We start from the raw sequence: 20,904 nt of genomic DNA on the forward strand, positions 1-20,904 counted from the left end.
CGAGGAGCCCCCATGAGCACCAGCCCCACGATCGTCGACGCCCACGCCCACCTGTGGGACCCCGCGGCCAACGACTGGTACCCGGGCCTGCGCGCCTTCGCCGAGCACGCGGCCAGCCCGTGGCTCCTCGACCGGCACCGGTACGCCGACTACGCCGCGCACCACCCGGGCGTCACGCTCGCCGGGCTGGTGCACGTCTCGGCGGCGACCGCACCGCACGCCTACCTCGACGAGGCGCGCTGGCTCGAGGACGAGCTGTCGGCCGCGAACGTCCCGGCGGTCACCATCGGCACCGTCGACCCGCAGCTGCCGGCCGCCGAGCTGGTGGCGCACCTCGACCAGCAGGCGGCGCACGAGCGCTTCCGCGGGGCCCGCGTCTACGGGGCGCTGGAGCCGGACTCCCCCGCCACCCCGGTGCTCCTCGACTGGCTCGACGAGCGCGGACTGGTCTTCGACCTGGTCGCCTCACCGGGCTCGCTGCCCGCCTGGGTCGACGTGCTGGCGCAGCGGCCCGGGCTGTCCGTCGTCCTGGAGCACCTCGGCACGCCCCACGACGTCACCCCCGAGGGCGTCGCCGCGTGGGCCGCCTCGATGCGCGAGGTCGCCGGGAGCACCGACTGGGTCTGCAAGTTCTCCGGCCTGGGCATGGTGCTGCCGAGCGTCACCACCGACACCGTCCGGCCCTGGCTCGACGGCGCGGTCGCCTCCTGGGGCTGGGACCGGCTGCTGTTCGGCTCGAACATGCCCATCGACTCGCTCCACGTCGCGCACGCCGACCTGCTGCGCGCGATCGTGCCGCTGGTGCAGTCGGTCGCGAGCCCCGACGAGAGCGCGCGCTTCTTCGCCGACAACACCCGGGCGGCGTACCGGCTGCCGGCCTCGGCCTAGGAGACCCGGCCGCTGACCCGGTCAGCCACCCGCGCGATCACCGACGTGCGCCGCGCCCCCCGCGCCTCGATCCGGTCGGCGAGCCCGTACGCCCGGTAGAGCCCGTGGATCCCCAGCCAGCGCAGGGGCTCCGGCTCCCACCGGCGGGCGCGCTGGTCGACCCAGGGCAGCGTGGTGCGGTCGGTGCGCTCGCCGGCCACGAGGTCGGCGAGGGTCCGGCCGGCCAGGTGGGCCGCCGTGACGCCCGTGCCGACGTAGCCGCCGGCCCAGCCGAGACCGCTCGCGACGTCGTACCCCACGGTGGCGCGCCAGTTGCGGGGGACGCCGAGCACGCCGCTCCACCCGTGCGCGACCGGTACGTCGGCCAGCGCAGGGAACCACGACACGAGGATCGCCCGCAGGTGGGCGACCGTGCGCGGATCGATGTCGCCGTCGCTGTCGGTCTGCGAGCCGTAGCGGTAGGGGTGGCCGCGGCCGCCGATCGCGATCCGGCCGTCGGCGGTGCGCTGCGCGTAGGAGTAGACGTGCGCGAGGTCCTCGAGCGTGTCGAAGTGCTCCCACCCGATCGCCGCCCAGGCGTCGGCGGGCAGCGGCTCGGTGACGATCATCGAGGAGTTCATCGGCACCCAGGTGCGGCGCTCGCCCGCCAGGTTCGCGGTGAAGCCCTCGGTCGCGCGGATGACGTGCCGCGCGCGCACGACCCCGCGGTCGGTGTCGACCCGGCCGGGCGCGATCGCACGGACCGTCGTCCCCTCGTGGATCCGCACGCCCCGCTCGCGCACCACGCGAGCCAGGCCGGCGGCCAGCCGGGCCGGGTGGATGCGGGCGCAGTGCGGCTCCCAGACGGCCGCGCGCGTGCCGGCGACCCGGACCCGGCGATCGGCGGCGTCCGCCGCGAGCAGCTCGACGCCGACCTCGGGCCAGCGCTCACCGAAGGCCGCGAACGCCTGCGCCCGCTCGGCCTGGGCCGGGTTGCGGGCGACGAGCAGGGTGCCGCCCTTGCGGACCTCGGCGTCGATGGCGTGCCGCTCGGTGACGGCGATGACCTCGTCGACCGCGTCGTTCATCGCGAGCTGGAAGCGGGCGACGTCGGCCCGCGGGTGGGTGCGCGCGTAGCCGTCGAGCCCTCCGGTCACCGAGGCCGACAGCCAGCCGCCGTTGCGGCCGGACGCGCCGTACCCGGCGAACCGCTGCTCGACCACCCGGATGTCGAGGTCGGGCCGCAGCCCGCTCAGGTAGTACGCCGTCCACAGCCCGGTGTAGCCCGCCCCCACCACCACGACGTCGGCAGTCACGTCGCCGTCGAGGACGTCGTCCGGCTCCGGCCGGCCCCGGTCGGCCCACCAGAAGGACACCTCACCCGTGCGCACCGGGCCAGCCTGCCGGAACGGTCAGGAATCGAGAAGCACCGCGGCCGTCCCCGGACCTAGCGTCGGGGACATGAGCTTCATCGACACCCTGATCATCGAGGCGGCCGACCCGGCCGCCGCCCGTGCCTTCTACGACCAGGCCTTCGGGCCCGGCCTGCCCGTCGACGTCCGCGCCGGCGCGACCCCCACCTCCGGCTTCCGCGGCTTCCACGTCTCCCTCACCCTGGCCCAGCCGGCCGACGTCGACGCGCTCGGGGAGTCCGCTATCGCCGCCGGCGCCGAGGTGATCAAGCCGGTGACGAAGTCCTTCTGGGGCTACGGTGGCGTGCTCCGCGCCCCCGACGGCGCCATCTGGAAGGTGGTCAGCTCGTCGAAGAAGAACACCGGCCCGGTCAGCCGCGCCTACGAGAGCGTGGTGCTGCTCATCGGCGCCGACGACGTGCTCGCGACCAAGCGCTACTACACCGAGCGCGGCTTCGGCGTGGCGAAGAGCTTCGGCCGCAAGTACGTCGAGTTCGAACCCGGCGCGGGCGCGGTCACCCTCGGCCTGCTCAGCCGCAAGGCGCTCGCCAAGGACGCCGGTGTGCCGATCGACGGCACCGGGTCGCACCGCCTCGTCCTGCGCGGCGGGACGACGGCCGGCACCGACCCCGACGGCTTCGCCTGGGAGCCCGCGCACGCTGCCGCCGACCACGAGGCCTAGGAGCGCCCCGTGTGCACGCCGGCCCAGCTGTACGCCGCGTGGCTGGGCCGGGAGTCAGCCGCGCAGGGCGGCGTCGACGGCGGCGAGGTCGTCAGCGGTGAGCGTCCACCCGAGGGCGGCGGCGTTGGCGACCACCTGGCCGGGCGTGCTGGCGCCGGCGATCACCGAGGTGACGCCGTCCTGGGCGAGCAGCCAGCCGAACGCGAGCGTGACCAGGTCGTGGCCACGGCTCTCGGCCAGCGCGGCGAGCCGGGCGACGGCGGCGAAGTTGTCGTCGGTCGCGACCTCGGCGAAGAAGGGGATCACCGCGAAGCGGGAGCCGTCGGGGTAGGGCTGCCCGGCGGCGTACTTGCCGGTGAGCAGGCCCGAGGCGAGCGGGAAGTAGGGCACCACGCCCAGCCCCTCGGCCCGGGCGGCCGGCACCACCTCGGCCTCGACGGCGCGGGAGAGCAGGTTCCACTCGATCTGGACGCCGGTGAAGGTCGCGAGCCCGCGCTCGCGCGCCGCCGCGGCCTGGCCGGCGATCCGCTCCGCGCTCACGTTGGACGTCGCGAGATGGCGCACCTTGCCCGCGCGGACCAGCTCGTCGAGGGTCGTGACGACCTCGTCGTCGGGCGCCTCGGTGTCGGGGTAGTGCTGGTAGTAGACGTCGATCCGGTCGGTGCCCAGCCGGCGCAGGCTGCCCTCGACGCCCTCGCGGATGCGGCGGGCCAGCGCGCCCGGCGCGTACACCTCGTCCTGCGGGCGCGGGAGGTACTTGCTCGCGATGACGACGTCGTCGCGGCGGCTGCCGAGCGCGGCGCCGAGGAACTCCTCGGAGCGGCCCCCGCCGTACATCTCGGCGGTGTCGAAGTGGGTGATCCCCGCGTCGAGCGCCGCGGCGACGACCTCGCGGGTCTGGGCGGCGTCGAGCTTCATGCCGAAGTTGTTGCAGCCCAGGCCGAGCACCGACAGCTCCGGGCCGCCGGTGCCCAGGGTGCGCTTGTCCATCAGGAGCTCCTCGTCGTCGCGGGATGACTAGCCGATCGGCTAGTTATCGTAGTCGGCGTCCGGAGGGCCGCGCTCAGCGCAGTGCGTCGGCGCCCGCGCCGCTCAGGTCGGCGGCCGCCGCCGTGCGCCCGGACGCGGCGAGCAGCAGCGCCACCACCGGCCCCCGGACGAGCGTGCCGCCCGGCTCGCCCAGCGCGAGGTCGGCGTCGGTCGCCTCGAGGCGCAGACCGGCGATGCGCTGCTTCGCGCCGCCCATGCCGACCGACGTGCGGGCCTGGTAGCGCAGGGCGCGCTCGACCGCGGTGGGCGCGTAGGCGTGCGCGATGCCGAGCGGACGACGGATGTCCTCGCCGTGCACGACCTCCTCGACCAGCCGGCTGTCGAGCGGCGCCGGCGGGGTCGTCGTCCGGGTGACGACGTCGCGCAGCCGGTCGAGCGTCTCGGCAGGCGTCGCGCACCGCTCGCGGCGGACGCCGTCGGCGTTCTGCCGGTCGAAGTCGAAGCGCGCCCGCACCATCGCGCGGACGATGCCCAGCCGCGTCGTCCGGGCGTTGTCGACCAGGTGGGCCACGACGTCGTGGACGCTCCACCCGGGGCACAGCGACGGCGTCTCCCACTGCTCGGCACTCACCGCGGCGAGATCGGCGACCAGTGCGGCCCGCTCGGCACGGACCCAGGTCCAGACGTCCTTCATGCGGCTCACCCTGGCACGGGCCTCCGACACCGGTGCCGGAGAGCGGGAGAACGCCGGCACCGGCCCGTCCCCGCTTCCTACGGTCGGCCGCACCCGAACCGTGCACAGGAAGGACAGCCGTCATGACGACCGCTCCCGACATCCCCCGCCAGATCGAGGCGGACCCGATCGCGCAGCGCTACGCCCGGGGCTGGCACTGCCTCGGGCTCTCCCAGGACTTCCGCGACGGCCAGCCGCACCAGGTGCTGGCCTTCGGCACCAAGCTCGTCGTGTGGGAGGACTCCGACGGCGAGCTCCGCGTGCTCGACGCGTTCTGCCGGCACATGGGCGGCGACCTCTCCCAGGGCACGGTGAAGGACGGCAACATCGCGTGCCCCTTCCACGACTGGCGCTGGGGCGGCGACGGTCGCTGCAAGCAGATCCCCTACTCGCGCCGGGTGCCGCTGCGCGCGCGGACGTCGGCGTGGCCCACGCTCGACCAGGACGGCATGCTCTTCGTCTGGAACGACCCGCAGGGCAACCCGCCGATCGCCGAGCAGGCGATCCCCAAGATCCCCGGCGCGAGCAGCGACGAGTGGACCGACTGGCACTGGTACTCCATCAAGATCGACGGCTCCAACTGCCGCGAGATCGTCGACAACGTCGTCGACATGGCGCACTTCTTCTACGTGCACTACTCGATGCCGACGTACTTCAAGAACATCTTCGAGGGTCACGTCGCCACCCAGGTCATGAACGGCACCGACCGCGGCGACGTCGCCGTCCCGAGCGACGACGGCTCCACCCTGCTCGCCGTGAAGTCGACGGCGTCGTACTTCGGGCCGTCGTTCATGATCGACGACCTCGTCTACGAGTACGACACGGGCAACTTCGAGTCGATCCTGATCAACTGCCACTACCCGGTCGACACCGACTCGTTCGTCCTGCAGTACGGCATCATCGTGAAGAAGCCGCAGGGCGTCTCCGACGAGTACGCGAGCGCCTCGGCCGCGACCATGGGCGACTTCATCAAGACCGGCTTCGAGCAGGACGTCGCGATCTGGCAGAACAAGGCCCGCATCGACAACCCCCTGCTGTGCGAGGAGGACGGCCCGGTCTACCAGCTGCGCCGCTGGTACCAGCAGTTCTACACCGACGTCGACGCCGTCCTGCCCGAGATGACCGAGCGCTTCGAGTTCGAGCTCGACATGACCCGCCCCGCCGAGGCCTGGTCGCAGGAGGTCGCCGAGAACATCGCCCGGGCCGCCGAGAACGAGTCGGTCTGATGGGCGCGCCGATCGCTCCCGTGACGGTCCGTCCCGACGTCCGGCTCGAGACCGCGCCGATGTCGCCGGTCTCGTGCGACACGTGCGGGGCGGCGGTCGAGGCGCGCAAGAGCAGCTGGGAGCAGACGAGCATCCAGTGGCACGCCGCCGACGTGGAGCGCTGCCTGGAGCGGCGCGCCGCGATGCCGCCGCGCATCGAGGGGACGCTGTTCGCCGGGTGCGTCTCGCTGCGCCAGGCCCTGGCCAAGGCCGTCGAGCGCGGTGACCTCCCGGTGCTCGCCGACGACTGACGCACGGACAGCAAGGAGCCCCGGCCGCGAGCGCGGGCGGGGCTCCTTCGCGTCGCGGGCGGGTCAGCCGTCGTACGAGACCCGGACCCGGTCGCTGACCGGCCGCGCCTGGCAGCCCAGCACGAGCCCGTCGGCGAGGTCGGCGTCGTCGAGGACCTGGTTGACCTCCATCGCCACCTCCCCCTCGGTGACCACGCAGGCGCAGGCGCTGCACGCCCCCTCCCGGCACGAGTACGGCGCCGGCAGCCCCGCCGCCAGCAGGACGTCGGTCAGCGGGCGCGAGCGCACCCACGGCAGGGTGCGGGTCTCGCCGTCGAGGGTGACCTCGAGCTCGGCGGCACCCTCGTCCTCGTCGGCGCCGGCCGCCAGCGGCTCGGGCGCCGCGAACGGGTCGCCGGTGAGCGAGACGAACTCCTCGACGTGGACGAGCGCCGGGTCGGCGCCGGCGGCGGCGAGGGCCTTCTCGACCGCCCGCATGAACAGCGCGGGGCCGCAGACGAAGGCCTCGCGGGCGGCGTACGGCGTGAGCCGGGCCGCCAGCCGCTCGTCGTCCGGCAGGCCGTGCAGGCTCTCCAGCCAGTGCAGGACGACGAGCCGGCCCGGGTGCGCCTGCTCCAGCGCGGCGAGCTCGGCGGCGAAGATCACCGAGCGCTCGTCGCGGTTGGCGTAGAGCACGGTGACGTGCCCGGTGCCGGCCGCCAGCGCGGAGCGCAGGATCGACAGGACCGGCGTGATCCCGCTGCCGGCGGCGACCAGGAGCAGGTCGCGGTCGAGGTCGCGCGGGGTGAACGTGCCGGCCGGGCGGAGCGCATCGACGACGTCGCCCTCGGCCAGCTCGTCGCACATCCAGGCCGAGCCGCGCCCGCCGGGGATCCGCTTCACCGTCACCACGAGCCGCTCCGGCTCGTGGTGCGGCGAGCTGCTCAGCGAGTAGCAGCGGGCGAGCGCCCCCTCGGCGACCGGCACCCGGAAGGTGAGGAACTGCCCGGGCCGGTAGCCCACCGGGGCGCCGTCCTCGGCCGCGAGCACCACCGAGCGGGCGTCGTCCGTCTCGGCGACGGTGGCGACGACCCGCAGCCGCAGAGGGGCGGTGCTCATGCGCCGTCGGGTCGGGTGAGGAACGCCTCGACGACGCTCTCCCACGCGTGCTTGGCCTCGATCATCGCCCAGTGGCCGCAGTTGGGCAGCACGTGGAGCTCGACGTCGGGGATGGTCCGCATCGGGATGAGCGCCATGTCCATCGGGCTGACCCGGTCGTCGCGGCCCCAGGTGATGAGGGTCTTGGCCTTGATCTTGTGCAGCATCGCCCAGTACGGCACGTGGTCCGCGGCGGCCGCGGCGGCGGCGTTGCGGGCGAAGGCCTCGCTGCCGTAGAGCGTGCGCGCGCTGGCGAGCGTCTCGGGGTCGGTGGCTTGCTTCCAGCGGTCCTCGATCATCTCCTCGGTGATCATCGCCGGGTTGTAGACCATCGAGTGCAGCCAGGCGACCAGCTTGTCGCGGGTCGGGTTGTCGGTGAAGTCGACGAGCAGCTTGATGCCCTCGCCGGGCGCCGGGGAGAAGACGTTCCGGCCCAGGCCGCCGACGGTGACCAGACGACGTACCCGGTCGGGCTGCTCCATCGCGACGAGCGCGCCGGCGATGCCGCCGAGGGAGTTGCCGATGATGTCGACCTGGTCGAGCCCGAGCGCGTCCACGAAGCGGATCGTCGCCGCGGCCGCGCCGGGGAGCAGGCCCTCGCCGGTCGCGTCGCTGATCCCGAAGCCGGGCAGCTCCAGCACCAGGCAGCGGAAGTGCTGCGAGAACCGGGCGAGGTTGCCCGCGAAGTTCTTCATCCCGGTGACCCCGGGACCCGAGCCGTGCAGCATCACGAGCGGCGGGCCGTCGCCGGCCTCGTGGTAGCGCAGCACGCCGCGGTCGGTGGCGACCTCGCGGAGGGTCGCGCCGGCGTCGAGAGTCGAGGTCTGGTTCATGGACGGCGACGCTAGGTCGGCTCCGCCCGGTCGCGCCCGGCTCGTTCCGTTCTCCGGGAGAAGAGGCCGGCGCGGGTGGACCGCCCGCCTACCGTCACCCGGTCGGACCAGCGACGTGGAGGAGTACCGATGACCCAGACCACCCTCGCCGTGCACGAGCCCAGCCCCGAGCGGATGCGCCGCGCCCTGAGCAGCTTCGCCAGCGGCGTCACCGTGGTCGCCGGCCTCGACGCCGACGGCCCCGCGGGCTTCGCCTGCCAGTCCTTCGCCTCGGTCTCGCTGACCCCGCCGCTCGTCCTCTTCTGCGCCGACCACGGCGGCCGCACCTGGCCCCGGATCCGCGCCACCGGCCGGTTCAGCGTCAACGTCCTCGCCGAGGACCAGACCGACCTGTGCGGCCGCTTCGGCTCCAGCCGCGGCCGCAAGTTCGACGACCTCGGCTGGACGACGTCCGCCTGGGGGACGCCGTCCCTGCCGGACGTGCTGTGCCGGGTGCACGCCGAGGTCGCCTCGGTGCACGTCGAGGGCGACCACGACGTGGTGATCGGCCGGGTGCTGGCCCTGGAGACCCCCCGCACCGGCCGCCCGCTCGTGTTCTACCGCGGCCGGTTCGGCGTCGACGGCGACGGCGCCGTCGTCCCGCCGGACCTCTTCGGCTGGAACGAGCACTGGCGCTGAGTTCATGTAACTACGTGTTCAGACCACTACCAGGGGTGTCGACCACCCTGGTAGTGGTCTGAACACTGAGTTACAAGCGCGCGCAGGCCCCGCTCCCGGGGGAGCGGGGCCTGGGCGGCGGGGTTCAGGCGGACGGCGGGACGAACGCGGCGAGCGGCTCGGCGCCGGACCAGTCGTGGCCCCAGTAGGAGTCGGCGGTGATCTCCTCGGCCGTGTACGACGTCTCGTCGACCCGGCTGCCGTCGGTGCCGTACTCGACGTCCCAGCCACCGGGGGCGCGGACGTAGAAGGACACCATCTTGTCGTTGGTGTGCCGGCCGAGCGTGGACGAGATCGAGAAGCCGCGCTGGTTGACCTGGTCGAGCGCACGGCCGACGGCGTCGAGGTCGTCGACCTCGACCATGAAGTGCACCAGGCCGGGCGCCTCGCCGTGAGGGGCGCCGATGAGCGCGAGGCTGTGGTGGCGCTGGTTGACGCCGAGGAAGCGGACGCGCGGCTGGTAGCCGTCGATCGGCGGGCCGGCCTTCATCGCGCCGCGCGGCAGGAAGCCGAGCACCTCGGTGTAGAAGGCGAAGGTCTCCTCCGGCGCGGTCGTCGGGACGACGACGTGGCCGAGGCCCTGGTCGCCGGTGACGAACTTCTGCGCGAAGCCGGTGCGGACCGGGCTGTGGTCGAGCTCGGGGGCGAAGAAGATCTCGGTCGGGTTGCCGCCCGGGTCGGTGAACCCGATGGCGCCCTCGACCCGGCGGTCGGCGAGCTCGTCGTCGGTGAGCGGCTTGACGGCGATGCCGGCGGCCTCGAGGTCACGGGTGACGGCGGCGAGCGCCAGGTGGTCGCGGACCTCCCAGCCGATGCTGAGCACCCGGTCCGGACCCCCCGGGACGACGACGAGGCGCGCCGGGCGCTCGTCCATCCGCAGGTAGAGGGCGTCGGGGTTCGCGCCGGCGACCTCCTGGAAGCCGAGGGTGTCGATCGCGAGCTCGCGCCAGCGGGCGATGTCCTGGCTCTGCATCCGGATGTAGCCGAGCGAGCGGATGTGACGGACGTTCTGGGTCATGCGTCTGTTCCTTCCTGGGTCAGATCATCGAGTGCAGCGGGCCGGGCGGCGGGACGATGTCCATCTCGCCGAGGGCCGAGGCGTGCAGGACGGGTCCGGGGACGTTGATGGCGTGCGCCAGGCCCATGTGGCCGTCGCGCCAGAAGCGCTGCATCGGGTGGTCCATCCGCAGGCCGTTGCCGCCCGAGCGGGCGACGATCTCGTCCATCGCGCGCACCGCGCGCCACGACGCGGTGACCTGGGTCTGCCGGTTCTTGGACCGCTCGGCGAAGGTCAGCTCGTGACCCGCGGCGGCGCGGTCGTAGCTCCAGCGCAGGCTGTCGAGCAGCGCGATCTTGGAGGCGTGGATCTCGGCCGCCGCGGCGCCGATGGCGGAGAGGACGTAGGGGTCCTCGCGCACCGCGGTGCCGCTGATCTGCAGCCGGTTGGTCTGGTAGGCGAGGTGGTGCGCGAGCGCACCCTCGCAGATGCCGAGGACGGCGGAGGTGATGCCGCTCGGGAAGACGGTCGTGAACGGCATCAGGTACGTCGGGTCGTCGAGCCCGGCGTCGCGCGGAGCGGAGCCGTCGGTGAGCCGCTCGTAGGCGAGCACCCGGTAGTCGGGGATGAACGCGCCGTCGACGACGACGTCCTTGCTGCCGGTGCCGCGCAGGCCCACGACGTCCCAGGAGTCCTCGACGATCGTGTAGTCCGCACGCGGCAGGACGACGTGCCACATGCCCGCCGCGAAGTCGGGGTTGCCGTCGGCGTCGGCCTTGGTGGCGCCCAGGAAGATCCAGTCGCAGTGGTCGGTGCCCGACGAGAACTGCCAGCGCCCGGAGAGGTGGAAGCCGCCGTCGGCCGGGGTCAGCATGCCCATCGGCGCGTAGGGGGAGGCGATCCAGACGTCGGGGTCGCTGCCCCAGACCTCCTCCTGCAGGCGGGAGTCCATCATCGCCATCTCCCACGGGTGCAGGCCCACGATGCCGGCGACCCAGCCGGTGGCGCCGTCGCAGGCGGCCACCTTCATGACGGCCTCGGCGAACTCCGCCGGGGTGGACTGCCGGCCGCCGTACTTGGCCGGCTGCAGCATCCGCATCACGCCGGTCTCGCGCAGCAGGGCGACCGCCTGGTCGTCCAGCCGGCCGAGCTTCTCGTTGGCCGCACCGGTCGCGGCGATCTGCTCGGCGCGCTCCTCGATCGCGGACAGGACATCGTTGCCCATGGTTCTCCTCCTCCAGGACTGCTCGGGCAGTCGGAGCCCCACGGTCGCAACCCGTCCGGACCGGCGCGGGCGTTCTCCCACCAGGCGGGAATTGCGGGCCGACCGGTCGCCGACCGGCTCGCTCCTCTCCCGCTGTCCGGCAGCGGGAGGCGGCGCGGGAGAATCGGGCGCGAGCCTGACGACGCCGACCGGAGGGAGCCCGTGGTGACGACCGAGCCGAGCGAGGCGACGCCCCCGCTCGAGGCCACGACGCTGGCGCTGCTCAACGTCTTCGCCCGCATCGCCGAGAGCCGCGAGCACTCGCGGATCTTCGAGGAGATGGGCGGCGTCTCGCTGCCGGCCGCCGACCTCCGCCTGCTGGAGTACCTCAACGGCCGCCCGCCGGTCCCGACCAGCACGGTGGCCGCCGCCCTGGTCACCGACCTGTCCCGGACCAGCCGCCAGGCCCGCCGGCTCGAGGAGCTGGGGTACGTCGCCCGGGTGCCCGACCCGGCCGACGGACGACGCACGCTGCTCCAGGTCGCGCCCGGCGCCCAGCCGGTGATGAACCGGTCGCTGACCAGCTGGGCCGGGGCGTCGCTGACCGCGACCGCCGACTGGACCGACGACGAGGTCGCCGCACTGGCCGCCTGGCTGCGCCTCGTGCACGACCGGCTCAGTGCCTGGCTGACCGACCGACCCGACTCCGCGGCACCCGAGCTGTGGCGCCGGCTCGTCGCCGCCGACGGCGGCCACCGCTCGGAGGCGCGGCTCGCGCTCGGCGAGACGGCGGTCCGGCTGTTCGCGTGGCTGCCGCAGGCGCGCTGGTTCGAGCAGCTGCTGCGCGACCACGCCACCGACCTGAGCCCGCAGACCTACCTGACGCTCGTCGTCATCGGGCGGCACGGACCGCTGGCCGTCTCCGACCTCGCCGAGCGGACCTGGGTCGACCACACCCAGGCGAGCAAGCGGGTCACCCGGCTGCAGGAGCTCGGCCTGGTCGAGCGGGCCGCGGACACCTTCGACCGGCGCACCACGCTGGTCCGCTGCTCGCGCCGCGGCGTCGCCCAGGTACGCCGGCTCGCGGCCGCCCAGCGCGCCGACCTAGCCGCCGCGCTCGGTCCGGTCGACCCGGCCGACCGGGACCGCTGGACGGTGCTCGTGGAGCGCTACGTGCGGGCTCTCGAGGCCCGCGGGCTCATCTCCGAGCTGTGACTCGCCGGTAAGTTCAGAGAACATTATGTGCAAACGGTCCAGTAAAACTAGCCGTTCGGCAAGTAGATTGGTGACCCATCGCATTCTGTGTTTCCGCAGGTCAGAGGCACAGTTTCGGAGGTGACCGCAGTCCCGGTGACCGGGAGTGCCGATTCACGGCGGAAACCTCACCGAAAAATATGTGCGTTCGATCCACTTGATTTGCCCTGTGTCAGTGCTCACACTCGACGGGAGGCCGCACTCCCGAGGAGCACCCGCATGACCGTCACCGCACTGCCCACGACCACGCCCGCCGGCTCCGGCGCACCCGCCCTGGACCCCGACGACCGCCGCACGCCCCTGGGCGTCGTGGGCCGGGTGACCCGGATCCTCAACGCCTTCAGCGAGTCCCCCGACCGCCTCATGCTCGAGGACGTGATGGCGCTGACCGGCCTGCCCCGGTCGACCGCCTTCCGGATCCTCGGCCAGCTCATCGACGAGGGGTGGGTCGAGCACGACACCCGCGGCTACCGGCTCGGGCCGCACGCGCCCACGCTCACCGGCCGGCCCGGCGAGCACCAGGAGGTGCGGGTCGCCGCGTCGCCGTACCTCAACGAGCTGCACGCCCTCACCGGCGCGGTCGCCCACCTCTCGGTGCTCGAGGGCGACCGGGTCCACTACCTCGACAAGATCGGCGGCTCCGCGGCTCGCGCCGTCCCCTCGCGGGTCGGCGCCCGGCTGCTCGCCTCCGACACCGTCAGCGGCCGCGCGCTGCTCGCCTGCCGCTCCCCCGAGTACGTCGACGACGTCCTCGGCCCGCGGCTGCCCGCGCCCCGGCTCGCCCTGCTCCACCGCGACCTCGCCGCCGCCCGCCAGCGCCGCGGCGTCGTGCACGCCCCGGCCGACCCGACCACCGGCATCGCCTCGATCGCCGCACCCGTCCTCGGCCCGCACGGAGCCGTCGCCGCGATCTCGCTGGCCCTGCCCGGCGAGCTGCCGCCCGCCCGGCTCGCACCCCTGCTGCTCAACCAGGCCCACCGGATCGCCGGCGTCCTGTTCCCCCAGCGCCGCCTGCACGGACGATCCTGGCTGCGCTGATCCCGCCCCCGCCCGGAGACTCCCGCAGGACGGGAGAACCCACCGGGGCACCCGGGGCCGCTGCCTAGCGTCGCCGCCACGACGCCGGAGGTCGGCGTCGGTCAACCCGGCGAGAGGATCACGATGGACTGGGCAGAGGAGTACGACGTACTGGTGGCGGGCTCCGGCGCCGGCGGCATGGCCGGGACCTACACCGCGGCCCGCGAGGGGCTCAGCGTGTGCCTGGTCGAGGCCGGGGACAAGTTCGGCGGGACGACCGCCTACTCCGGCGGCGGTGGGGCCTGGTTCCCCGCGAACCCGGTGCTGCTGCGGGCGGGCACCGACGACACGATCGAGGACGCTCTCGAGTACTACCGAGCGGTCGTCGGCGACCGCACCCCCGCGGACCTGCAGGAGACCTACGTCCGCGGCGGCGCCGGCCTGGTCGCCTACCTCGAGGAGGACGACCACTTCTCCTTCGAGTCCTACCCGTGGCCGGACTACTTCGGCGACGCCCCCAAGGCCCGTCGCGACGGCCAGCGGCACATCATCCCGACGCCGCTGCCGGTGCCCTCCGCACCCGAGCTGCGCGAGGTGGTCCGCGGGCCGCTCGACAACGACCGGCTCGGCACGCCGCAGCCCGACGACCTGTTCATCGGCGGACGGGCGCTCGTCGCCCGCTTCCTGACCGCGCTCGCGACCTACCCCCACGCCACGCTCGTGCGCGAGACCGCACTGGCCGAGCTCGTCGTCGAGGACGGCGTCGTGGTCGGCGCGATCGTCGAGACCGACGGCGTCCGCCGCGCGATCCGGGCCCGCCGCGGCGTCCTCCTGGCCGCGGGCGGCTTCGAGGCCAATGACGAGCTCCGCCAGAAGTACGGCGTCCCCGGCGTCGCGCGCGACACGATGGGCCCGCCGACCAACGTCGGCGCCGCGCACCAGGCCGCGATCGCGGTCGGCGCCGACACCGACCTGATGGGCGAGGCCTGGTGGTCCCCCGGGCTGACCCACCCCGACGGACGATCGGCGTTCGCGCTCTGGTTCACCGGCGGCATCTTCGTCGACGGCGCCGGCCGGCGCTTCGTCAACGAGTCGGCGCCGTACGACCGGCTCGGCCGCGCCGTCATCGACCACCTCACCGAGGGCGGCGTCACCCCGCGGTACTGGATGGTCTACGACCACAAGGAGGGCTCGATCCCCCCGGTGCGCGCCACCAACGTCTCGATGGTCGACGAGGAGCAGTACGTCGCCGCGGGCCTGTGGCACACCGCCGACACGCTGCCCGAGCTGGCCGCGCTGATCGGCGTCCCCGCCGACGCGCTGGTCGCCACGGTCGCGCGCTTCAACGAGCTCGTCGCCGACGGGTACGACGCGGACTTCGGCCGCGGCGGCGAGGCCTACGACCGGTTCTTCTCCGGCGGCGAGCCGCCGCTGGTGAGCATCGACGAGGGGCCGTTCCACGCGGCCGCCTTCGGCATCTCCGACCTCGGCACCAAGGGCGGGCTGCGCACCGACACGTCCGCGCGCGTGCTGACCGCGGACGGCACGCCGATCGGGGGCCTCTACGCAGCCGGCAATACGATGGCGGCGCCGAGCGGCACCACCTACCCGGGCGGTGGCAACCCGATCGGGACAAGCATGCTCTTCAGCCACCTCGCCGTGCGGCACATGGGCACCGAGGACGCGCGATGAGCGCCGAGGTGAAGGCCGCCGTGGCGCGCTACCTCGATGCTGTCGCCGGCGGCTCGCCGGCCGCGATCGCCGCGCTCTACGCCCCCGACGCCACGCTCGAGGACCCCGTCGGCGCCGACCTCGTCCGCGGCCGCGCGGCGATCGAAGAGTTCTACGGCGCCCTCGCCGGCGCGAAGGTCAGCACCGAGCTGCTCGCCGTCCGCGCCGTCGCGGGCCACGCCGCGTTCTCGTTCCGGGTCACCACCGACGCCGGCGACCAGCAGTACGTCGTCGAGCCGATCGACGTGATGACGTTCGACGCGGACGGCCAGATCACGTCCATGCGGGCGTTCTGGGCGCCCGGGGACATGGTCGTCACGCCGGCCTGACGGTCCCGCTGTAACACGCTGTCCACCGCGCTTCCCGGCGGTTGTCGACGCGCTCTCGGCGTGTCGCACGGCGTGTCGCGCCGTGGACAGCGTGTTACAGCGGCGGGGGCCGTCAGGCGGTGGCCGCGTGGGTGGCGACGATGTGGCCGAAGACCAGACCCTGGCCGATGGTCGCGCCGGCCCCCGGGTAGCTGCGCCCGAAGACGTTGCCCGCGGTGTTGCCGATCGCGTAGAGCCCCTCGATCGGGCTGCCGTCGGCGCGCAGCGGACGGCCGAGCTCGTCGGCGCTGAGGCCGCCGCAGGTGCCGAGGTCGCTCAGCACCACCTTGACGGCGTACAGGTCGCCGCGGTCGAGGGGGCGCAGGTTCGGGTTCGGCGTCACGGTCGGGTCGCCGTAGTAGCGGTCGTAGGCGCTGTTGCCCCGGTGGAAGTCGTCGTCGATGCCGGCGGCCGCCATCGTGTTGAACCGGCGCAGGGTCGCGGTGAACGCGTCCTCGGGCAGGCCGGCGGCGCGGGCCAGCTCGGCGGCGGTGCCGGCGCGGTGCGCGATCCCCGCGTCGTACCACTCCTGGGGGAGGGCCATCCGCGGGAAGAGCGAGCCGGCGAGCACGTAGCTGTTGCGGTACGACTGGTCGAAGACCAGCCACATCGAGCCGACCGGGTCGCCGGCCCGGTCGCGGCCGAGCACGGTCTGCCCGAAGGTCATGTAGTCGGTCGACTCGTTGATGAACCGGCGGCCGTGGCCGTCGACCATGATCGAGCCGGGCAGCGAGCGCTCGGCCAGCAGCACCTGCGGCGTCCCGCCGGGCAGCGGGGCGACGGCGGGGAACCACCAGGTCTGGTCCATCAGCGTCAGCTCGGCGCCCACCTCGGCGGCGAGCTTGATCGCGTCGCCGGTGTTGCCCTCGTTGCCCAGGCTCCAGTTGTCGAGGAACTCGGCCTGGTAGCGGTGCCGCATGTCCATGTCGTGGTCGAACCCGCCGGCCGCGAGGACGACGCCCCGGCGCGCGGTCACGGTGACCCGGCCGCCGTCGCGCTCGAGCACCGCGCCGACCACCCGGTCGCCCTCGGTGACCAGCTCGACCAGCGTGGTCTCGCGCCAGATCGGGATGCCGGCGCGCAGCGCGCCGTCGAACAGCCCGGCCGCGAGCGCCTGCCCGCCGGCCAGGTAGTCGCGGCCGATCACCATGCCGCCGATGCCCTGAGCGGCGCGGCGCAGGACGCGCGGCAGGCCCTTGCCGGGCTTGCGCGCGACCAGGTTCATCCACTTGTAGTCCGCACCGGTGACCGGCATCGGGACCGGTGCCTCGACGACGCCCGGCCGCAGCAGCGCCCGGGACTCGCCCAGCACCGACGCGTCGAACGGCTTGCTCTCGATGCTGCGCCCCGCGGCGTCGCCGCCCGGCAGCTCCGGGTGGTAGTCGGAGTAGCCGCGCGCCCACATCAGCTGGAGCGACGTCGTCCGCCGCAGCATCCGGATGGTCTCGGGGCCGTGCCGCAGGAACGCCTGCCAGCGGGCCTTCGGGGCGTCGTCACCCACCACCGCCTCGAGGTAGGTCTCGCCGCGCTCGAGCGTGTCGCGCGAGCCGGCCTCGGTGAGCGCCGGGTTGGCCGGGATCCAGAAGGCGCCGCCCGAGCGGGCGGTCGAGCCTCCGACGTACTCGGTCTTCTCGACGACGAGGACGTCGAGCCCCTGCTCGCGCGCGCTGAGGGCAGCGGCGAGCCCGGTGCCCGAGCCGATGACGAGCAGGTCCACGGTGGTGTCGGACATGACGGGGTCCTTTCGCAGGTCGCGGCCTAACTAGCCGTTCGGCTAGTTATTCTAGACCGCATGACAGGGAAAGCCCAGGATCCGCGGGCGACCGACCATGGGCGATGATGCGGTCATGAGCAGCACCGCCGAACGCATCCGCCCGGGCCGCAGCGGCATCCTCGCCGCCGCGACCCGGCTCTTCGCCACGCACGGCGTCTCCGGCACCTCGCTGCAGCAGATCGCGGACGCCACCGGGATCACCAAGGCCGCCGTCTACCACCACTTCCCCACCAAGGAGGAGGTCGTCGTCGCCGTCCTGGCGCCCGCGCTCGAGGCGATCCAGGGCATCGTCCGCACCGCCGGCGCCCACGAGGACCCGCGGGCCGCGACCGAGGCCGCCATCATCGGCCTCGCCGACCAGGCCGTCACCCACCGCCAGCGCTGGGCCGTGCTCCTCCAGGACGCCGCCGTCGAGGAGTACGTCCGCAACAACCCCGACCACGACGAGCTCTTCACCCGGCTGCGCCTGCTCCTCACCGGCCCGGATCCCACCCCGGGCACCCGGCTCCAGGTCTCCCTCTTCCTCTCCGGCCTGCTCGGGCCCGCGCAGGACCCCAGCTGCGCCGACATCGACGACGACGCGCTGCGCGCGGGCATCGTCCGGGCCGGACGCCGGCTCCTGCTGGCCGACGACGACGCCTGACCTGGCGGGGGGTTGAGCCCGCAGCGAGGCGGGCAGGATCGCGTCCATGACCGCTCCTGAGGCGTTCCCCCCGCCGCCGCCGTACGCTCCCACGCCCGCGCCGACGCCCGGGTCGGCGCCCGTCCCCCGGTCACCCGCCCGGAGCTCGATGGTGCTGCGCCACCTCGCGGGCGCCGTCATCGGGCTGGTCGTCACACCTGTCGGCATCCTGGTGTTCGACTACGGGTCGGGCAAGTACCTCCAGGAGCGCGCCCGCAACTTCGGTGACGCCGCGATCACGGGCAACCTCGTCGTGATGGCCCTCGGCGCCCTGATCCTCCTGGCCGTCGCGGCCAGCGCCCGGCTCTCCGGGCTCGGCCCGGTCCTCGCCGGTCTCGTCTGGGGAGGGCTGCCGTTCGTCTGGTACCTCGTCGACCTGACGGGCTTCTTCAAGCTGTCCCGGGACCTGCCCTCGACGTTCTTCTGGTTCGCCGTGCCGTCGTACCTGTTCCCGCTGGTGGGCGCGCTGCTCGTCGGCGCCGGGCTGGGTGGGCGCTGGCGCGGGACGGTGCGGACGACGTAGCGCCCGCCAGCGTCAGCCGCGGTCCTCGCGCAGGGTGTGCGCGACGAGAGCGTTGGCGTGCCCGTGCCCCAGCGCGTGCTCGGTCTTGAGGAAGGCGACGAGCTCGCCGTGCTTGGCGCTCGCGTAGCCGGGGTGGCTGCGCAGGACCTCCTGCCACGCGGCGATGGGTCGGCCGTACTTCTTCTCGATCGAGGGGAAGTACGACGCGGGGCCGGTGACTGCCTTGGCGGTGTCGCTCATGCCCCTACCGACCCGTCGTCGCCCGCGGACTCATCGGTCAACCCGGTGGCGGCGAACATCCGGGCGTAGATCTCGCGGACCACCCGCTCCTTGCGGGCGTTGTACTGCATCGCGTGCTCGCCGGCGGCAGTCGCGGCATCGGCCGCGGCCCGCTTGGCCTCCGCGTAGCGGGCGCACTCGTCGGGGTTGCCGCGCAGCCAGTCGCGGAACAGCCGGTGCCGGACGACCTCGGGGCTGTCCGGGCCAAACACGTGGAGGTGGCAGGCCGGCAGGCCGGCGTCCGCCCGGGGGCGCAGCAGGCGGTGCTCGAACCACCACGGCTCACGCACCCGCAGCTCGAAGCCGGCGTCCTCGAGCGCCGGCACGTACGACCTCTCGTCGCCAGGGTCGGCCACCACGAGGTCGATGTCGATCACCGGCTTCGCCGGCAGCCCCGGCACCGCGGTCGAGCCGACGTGCTCGATCACCAGTGCTCGCCAGCCGAGCACGCGGGCGACGGTCGCGGCGAGGTCGGCGAACTGGTCGGGCCAGGCGGGGTCGGGCTCGACGACCCGGACGTCCGGGCTCGGCCCGGACCCCGGCACCCACGGCGAGGCGCCCGGCGGCACCGGCGGGTCGTGGAAGGTGACGATGGCGTGGCGGCTGGGCACCGCGTCAGCCTAGGCAGCCGGGCGCGGGGCGGTGTGCCGCGCGATCGCGTCGACCAGCGCCGGCCACAGCTCCGGCGGCCGGTCGTGGCCCATGTCCGGGACGAGCAGCAGCTCGGCCCCCGGCACCAGCGCGGCCGTGCGCCGTCCCCCGCTCGGGTCGATGAGCGTGTCGTCGGTCCCGTGCACCACCAGGGTGGGGACGGCGAGGGTGGCGAGCGCGTCGGCCCGCGACCCCGCGAGGACCATCGCCGCGAGCTGGCGGGGGACGCCGGCCGGGTAGTAGGCGCGGTCCCACGCGGCTCCGGCCAGGTCACGGAGCGCCGCCGCGTCGCCGTACCGGCGCGAGGCCCAGACGAGCTCGCGATCGGCGGAGGCGACGTAGCCCTCGCGGTCGGCCGGCCGCAGGGCGAACAGCGCGGCCTGCGCCTCCGGTGTCGACTGGCCCACCTCGGGCTCTCCGGTCGACGACATCATCGACGTCAGCGTGAGCACCCGCTCGGGCCACTCGATCGCCATGGTCTGCGCGATCATCCCGCCCATCGACGCACCGACGACGTGCGCGCGCTCGATGCCGAGCGCGGTGAGCAGGCCGAGGCCGTCGGCGGCCATGTCCCGCAGCGAGTACGGCGCCATGGCCTGGGCCGCGGCGAGGTCGCCCGTGCTGACGGCGGCGATGAAGGCACCGAGGTCGACGGGCCGGTCGTCGAAGCGTGTCGACAGGCCGCAGTCGCGGTTGTCGTAGCGGATGACGTGGCGACCGCGCGCGGCCAGCAGCCGGCAGAGGTCCTCGTGCCAGGCGATCAGCTGGGCGCCGAAGCCCATCACCAGCAGGACCGGCGGATCGGCGGGGTCGCCGAAGGTGTCGTAGGCGATCGAGACGTCGGAGGAGACCTGGGCGTGCGGCACGCTCAGATTCCTACCAGCCCGTGCTCGTGAGCGAAAACGACTATTTGGACGCGGTCGCGCAGCCCGAGCTTGCGCAGGATCGCACCGACGTGGGTCTTCACCGTCGACTCGCTGAGGAAGACCTGGCCCGCGATCTCCTGGTTCGACAGGCCCTTCGCGACGGCGGCGAAGACCTCGCGCTCCTTGTCGGTCAGCGAGAGGTACGACGACGGCGGGGTCACCGCGGCCTGGAACTGGCTGTCGAGCAGCGTCGACAGGTCGGCCGGCGCGAGCACGGCGTTGCCCGCGTGGACCGTGCGGATCGCGTCGCGCAGCATCACCGGGGTGGTCCCCTTGAGCAGGAACCCGCTGGCGCCGTACCGGATCGCGGCGGCAGCGCGGTCGTCGAGGTTGAAGGTGGTGAGCACGACCACGCGGACCGGGCGCTCCCGGCGGGCCGCACGGTCGGGGAGGAAGATCTGGCGGGTCGCCTCGACGCCGTCCATCTCGGGCATCCGGATGTCCATCAGGACCACGTCGGGCACCAGCTCGTCGACGAGCCGGACCGCCTCGACGCCGTCGGCCGCGGTACCGACGATCGTCATCCCCTCCTGGGCGTTGACGATCACCCGGACGCCCTCGCGGAAGAGCTCCTGGTCGTCGACGAGCAGCACGCGGATCGGTTCGCTCAC

Annotated in this window: 23 protein-coding genes; 11 read left to right on the forward strand and 12 right to left on the reverse strand. The window is 73.7% G+C overall.

Annotation, left to right across the window (positions count from 1 at the left end):
* Positions 1–12 precede the first annotated feature (12 nt).
* A complete protein-coding gene (locus BM223_RS17500) occupies positions 13–888 on the forward strand; it encodes an amidohydrolase family protein (protein ID WP_038682791.1) in 876 nt (291 codons plus the stop codon).
* Here BM223_RS17500 and BM223_RS17505 read toward each other — a convergent pair.
* Complete coding sequence (locus BM223_RS17505) at positions 885–2,258, reverse strand: NAD(P)/FAD-dependent oxidoreductase (RefSeq protein WP_038682794.1); 1,374 nt, start codon at positions 2,256–2,258, stop codon at positions 885–887. The two genes, BM223_RS17500 and BM223_RS17505, sit on opposite strands and share 4 nt — an antisense overlap.
* Positions 2,259–2,328: 70 nt before the next feature.
* Between BM223_RS17505 and BM223_RS17510 the strand changes: the two genes are divergently transcribed.
* On the forward strand, positions 2,329–2,961 hold the full coding sequence (locus BM223_RS17510; RefSeq protein WP_038682796.1) for a VOC family protein: 633 nt from the start codon (positions 2,329–2,331) through the stop codon (positions 2,959–2,961).
* A gap of 54 nt (positions 2,962–3,015) precedes the next feature.
* Here the strand turns inward: BM223_RS17510 and BM223_RS17515 are convergent, their stop codons facing one another.
* The gene (locus tag BM223_RS17515; protein WP_038682798.1) at positions 3,016–3,951 is read right to left on the reverse strand and encodes an aldo/keto reductase; all 936 of its coding nucleotides are present in this window, start codon (positions 3,949–3,951) and stop codon (positions 3,016–3,018) included.
* A 73-nt stretch (positions 3,952–4,024) separates the two neighbouring features.
* Positions 4,025–4,645: a maleylpyruvate isomerase family mycothiol-dependent enzyme gene (locus BM223_RS17520; RefSeq protein WP_038682800.1), complete on the reverse strand. Its 621-nt coding sequence runs from the start codon at positions 4,643–4,645 to the stop codon at positions 4,025–4,027.
* 122 nt (positions 4,646–4,767) lie between these two features.
* On the opposite strand from BM223_RS17520, the gene BM223_RS17525 reads away from it, so the two are divergent.
* On the forward strand, positions 4,768–5,910 hold the full coding sequence (locus tag BM223_RS17525; RefSeq protein WP_038682802.1) for a 3-ketosteroid-9-alpha-monooxygenase, oxygenase component: 1,143 nt from the start codon (positions 4,768–4,770) through the stop codon (positions 5,908–5,910).
* The gene (locus BM223_RS17530) at positions 5,910–6,200 is read left to right on the forward strand and encodes a hypothetical protein (RefSeq protein ID WP_200887033.1); all 291 of its coding nucleotides are present in this window, start codon (positions 5,910–5,912) and stop codon (positions 6,198–6,200) included. Before BM223_RS17525 ends, BM223_RS17530 begins: the two co-directional genes overlap by 1 nt.
* A 63-nt stretch (positions 6,201–6,263) precedes the next feature.
* Here the strand turns inward: BM223_RS17530 and BM223_RS17535 are convergent, their stop codons facing one another.
* Together BM223_RS17535 and BM223_RS17540 are read right to left on the reverse strand one after the other, a co-directional pair.
* Positions 6,264–7,298 carry a ferredoxin--NADP reductase gene (locus BM223_RS17535; RefSeq protein WP_038682805.1) on the reverse strand — a complete coding sequence of 345 codons (1,035 nt, stop codon included), beginning with the start codon at positions 7,296–7,298 and terminating at the stop codon, positions 6,264–6,266.
* Complete coding sequence (locus tag BM223_RS17540) at positions 7,295–8,170, reverse strand: alpha/beta fold hydrolase (protein ID WP_038682806.1); 876 nt, start codon at positions 8,168–8,170, stop codon at positions 7,295–7,297. The genes BM223_RS17535 and BM223_RS17540 overlap by 4 nt, the downstream gene beginning before the upstream one ends.
* A gap of 129 nt (positions 8,171–8,299) precedes the next feature.
* Here BM223_RS17540 and BM223_RS17545 point away from each other — a divergent pair, with 129 nt between their 5' ends.
* Complete coding sequence (locus tag BM223_RS17545) at positions 8,300–8,848, forward strand: flavin reductase family protein (RefSeq protein ID WP_038682808.1); 549 nt, start codon at positions 8,300–8,302, stop codon at positions 8,846–8,848.
* Between the two features lie 124 nt (positions 8,849–8,972).
* Here the strand turns inward: BM223_RS17545 and BM223_RS17550 are convergent, their stop codons facing one another.
* On the reverse strand, positions 8,973–9,905 hold the full coding sequence (locus BM223_RS17550; protein WP_038682810.1) for a VOC family protein: 933 nt from the start codon (positions 9,903–9,905) through the stop codon (positions 8,973–8,975).
* A 19-nt stretch (positions 9,906–9,924) separates the two neighbouring features.
* The gene (locus BM223_RS17555) at positions 9,925–11,109 is read right to left on the reverse strand and encodes an acyl-CoA dehydrogenase family protein (protein WP_038682812.1); all 1,185 of its coding nucleotides are present in this window, start codon (positions 11,107–11,109) and stop codon (positions 9,925–9,927) included.
* A gap of 204 nt (positions 11,110–11,313) precedes the next feature.
* Here BM223_RS17555 and BM223_RS17560 point away from each other — a divergent pair, with 204 nt between their 5' ends.
* The 4 genes from BM223_RS17560 (at position 11,314) to BM223_RS17575 (ending at position 15,419) form a co-directional block, all read left to right on the forward strand.
* Positions 11,314–12,303, forward strand: coding sequence for a MarR family winged helix-turn-helix transcriptional regulator (locus BM223_RS17560; protein WP_038685648.1), 990 nt, complete (start codon positions 11,314–11,316; stop codon positions 12,301–12,303).
* 258 nt (positions 12,304–12,561) lie between these two features.
* On the forward strand, positions 12,562–13,380 hold the full coding sequence (locus tag BM223_RS17565; protein WP_200887034.1) for an IclR family transcriptional regulator: 819 nt from the start codon (positions 12,562–12,564) through the stop codon (positions 13,378–13,380).
* A gap of 123 nt (positions 13,381–13,503) precedes the next feature.
* Entirely contained in the window at positions 13,504–15,051 is a 1,548-nt protein-coding gene (locus tag BM223_RS17570; protein ID WP_038682818.1) for an FAD-binding protein, read from the forward strand.
* Positions 15,048–15,419, forward strand: coding sequence for a steroid Delta-isomerase (locus tag BM223_RS17575; RefSeq protein ID WP_038682822.1), 372 nt, complete (start codon positions 15,048–15,050; stop codon positions 15,417–15,419). The genes BM223_RS17570 and BM223_RS17575 overlap by 4 nt, the downstream gene beginning before the upstream one ends.
* Before the next feature lie 112 nt (positions 15,420–15,531).
* Here the strand turns inward: BM223_RS17575 and BM223_RS17580 are convergent, their stop codons facing one another.
* Positions 15,532–17,190 (reverse strand): 3-ketosteroid-delta-1-dehydrogenase, encoded by a 1,659-nt coding sequence (locus BM223_RS17580; RefSeq protein WP_038682825.1) that lies wholly within the window; start codon positions 17,188–17,190, stop codon positions 15,532–15,534.
* Between the two features lie 115 nt (positions 17,191–17,305).
* Between BM223_RS17580 and BM223_RS17585 the strand changes: the two genes are divergently transcribed.
* On the forward strand, positions 17,306–17,875 hold the full coding sequence (locus BM223_RS17585; RefSeq protein WP_052139173.1) for a TetR/AcrR family transcriptional regulator: 570 nt from the start codon (positions 17,306–17,308) through the stop codon (positions 17,873–17,875).
* A 46-nt stretch (positions 17,876–17,921) separates the two neighbouring features.
* Positions 17,922–18,437, forward strand: coding sequence for a hypothetical protein (locus BM223_RS17590; protein WP_141267436.1), 516 nt, complete (start codon positions 17,922–17,924; stop codon positions 18,435–18,437).
* A 12-nt stretch (positions 18,438–18,449) separates the two neighbouring features.
* On the opposite strand, the gene BM223_RS17595 is transcribed toward BM223_RS17590, so the two are convergent.
* Genes BM223_RS17595 through BM223_RS17610 form a run of 4 tightly spaced genes read right to left on the reverse strand, consistent with a single transcriptional unit; the run spans position 18,450 to position 20,904 of the window.
* Positions 18,450–18,677: a DUF4287 domain-containing protein gene (locus BM223_RS17595; protein ID WP_038682827.1), complete on the reverse strand. Its 228-nt coding sequence runs from the start codon at positions 18,675–18,677 to the stop codon at positions 18,450–18,452.
* The gene (locus BM223_RS17600) at positions 18,674–19,327 is read right to left on the reverse strand and encodes a GrpB family protein (protein WP_038682830.1); all 654 of its coding nucleotides are present in this window, start codon (positions 19,325–19,327) and stop codon (positions 18,674–18,676) included. The genes BM223_RS17595 and BM223_RS17600 overlap by 4 nt, the downstream gene beginning before the upstream one ends.
* Positions 19,328–19,336: 9 nt before the next feature.
* Positions 19,337–20,233: an alpha/beta fold hydrolase gene (locus BM223_RS17605; protein WP_038682832.1), complete on the reverse strand. Its 897-nt coding sequence runs from the start codon at positions 20,231–20,233 to the stop codon at positions 19,337–19,339.
* Positions 20,234–20,235: 2 nt separating this feature from the next.
* A complete protein-coding gene (locus tag BM223_RS17610; RefSeq protein ID WP_038682834.1) occupies positions 20,236–20,904 on the reverse strand; it encodes a response regulator in 669 nt (222 codons plus the stop codon).

The sequence above is a fragment of the Pimelobacter simplex genome (assembly GCF_900114845.1).
GTDB lineage: Bacteria > Actinomycetota > Actinomycetes > Propionibacteriales > Nocardioidaceae > Nocardioides > Nocardioides simplex.

What these genes read in the sequence shown, in the direction of transcription:
- BM223_RS17500 (WP_038682791.1), top strand. Translation starts at nt 13, where the DNA reads ATGAGCACCAGCCCCACGATCGTCGACGCCCACGCCCACCTGTGGGAC.
- BM223_RS17510 (WP_038682796.1), top strand. Translation starts at nt 2,329, where the DNA reads ATGAGCTTCATCGACACCCTGATCATCGAGGCGGCCGACCCGGCCGCC.
- BM223_RS17515 (WP_038682798.1), bottom strand. Translation starts at nt 3,951, where the DNA reads ATGGACAAGCGCACCCTGGGCACCGGCGGCCCGGAGCTGTCGGTGCTC.
- BM223_RS17520 (WP_038682800.1), bottom strand. Translation starts at nt 4,645, where the DNA reads ATGAAGGACGTCTGGACCTGGGTCCGTGCCGAGCGGGCCGCACTGGTC.
- BM223_RS17525 (WP_038682802.1), top strand. Translation starts at nt 4,768, where the DNA reads ATGACGACCGCTCCCGACATCCCCCGCCAGATCGAGGCGGACCCGATC.
- BM223_RS17530 (WP_200887033.1), top strand. Translation starts at nt 5,910, where the DNA reads ATGGGCGCGCCGATCGCTCCCGTGACGGTCCGTCCCGACGTCCGGCTC.
- BM223_RS17535 (WP_038682805.1), bottom strand. Translation starts at nt 7,298, where the DNA reads ATGAGCACCGCCCCTCTGCGGCTGCGGGTCGTCGCCACCGTCGCCGAG.
- BM223_RS17540 (WP_038682806.1), bottom strand. Translation starts at nt 8,170, where the DNA reads ATGAACCAGACCTCGACTCTCGACGCCGGCGCGACCCTCCGCGAGGTC.
- BM223_RS17545 (WP_038682808.1), top strand. Translation starts at nt 8,300, where the DNA reads ATGACCCAGACCACCCTCGCCGTGCACGAGCCCAGCCCCGAGCGGATG.
- BM223_RS17550 (WP_038682810.1), bottom strand. Translation starts at nt 9,905, where the DNA reads ATGACCCAGAACGTCCGTCACATCCGCTCGCTCGGCTACATCCGGATG.
- BM223_RS17555 (WP_038682812.1), bottom strand. Translation starts at nt 11,109, where the DNA reads ATGGGCAACGATGTCCTGTCCGCGATCGAGGAGCGCGCCGAGCAGATC.
- BM223_RS17565 (WP_200887034.1), top strand. Translation starts at nt 12,562, where the DNA reads ATGACCGTCACCGCACTGCCCACGACCACGCCCGCCGGCTCCGGCGCA.
- BM223_RS17570 (WP_038682818.1), top strand. Translation starts at nt 13,504, where the DNA reads ATGGACTGGGCAGAGGAGTACGACGTACTGGTGGCGGGCTCCGGCGCC.
- BM223_RS17575 (WP_038682822.1), top strand. Translation starts at nt 15,048, where the DNA reads ATGAGCGCCGAGGTGAAGGCCGCCGTGGCGCGCTACCTCGATGCTGTC.
- BM223_RS17580 (WP_038682825.1), bottom strand. Translation starts at nt 17,190, where the DNA reads ATGTCCGACACCACCGTGGACCTGCTCGTCATCGGCTCGGGCACCGGG.
- BM223_RS17585 (WP_052139173.1), top strand. Translation starts at nt 17,306, where the DNA reads ATGAGCAGCACCGCCGAACGCATCCGCCCGGGCCGCAGCGGCATCCTC.
- BM223_RS17590 (WP_141267436.1), top strand. Translation starts at nt 17,922, where the DNA reads ATGACCGCTCCTGAGGCGTTCCCCCCGCCGCCGCCGTACGCTCCCACG.
- BM223_RS17595 (WP_038682827.1), bottom strand. Translation starts at nt 18,677, where the DNA reads ATGAGCGACACCGCCAAGGCAGTCACCGGCCCCGCGTCGTACTTCCCC.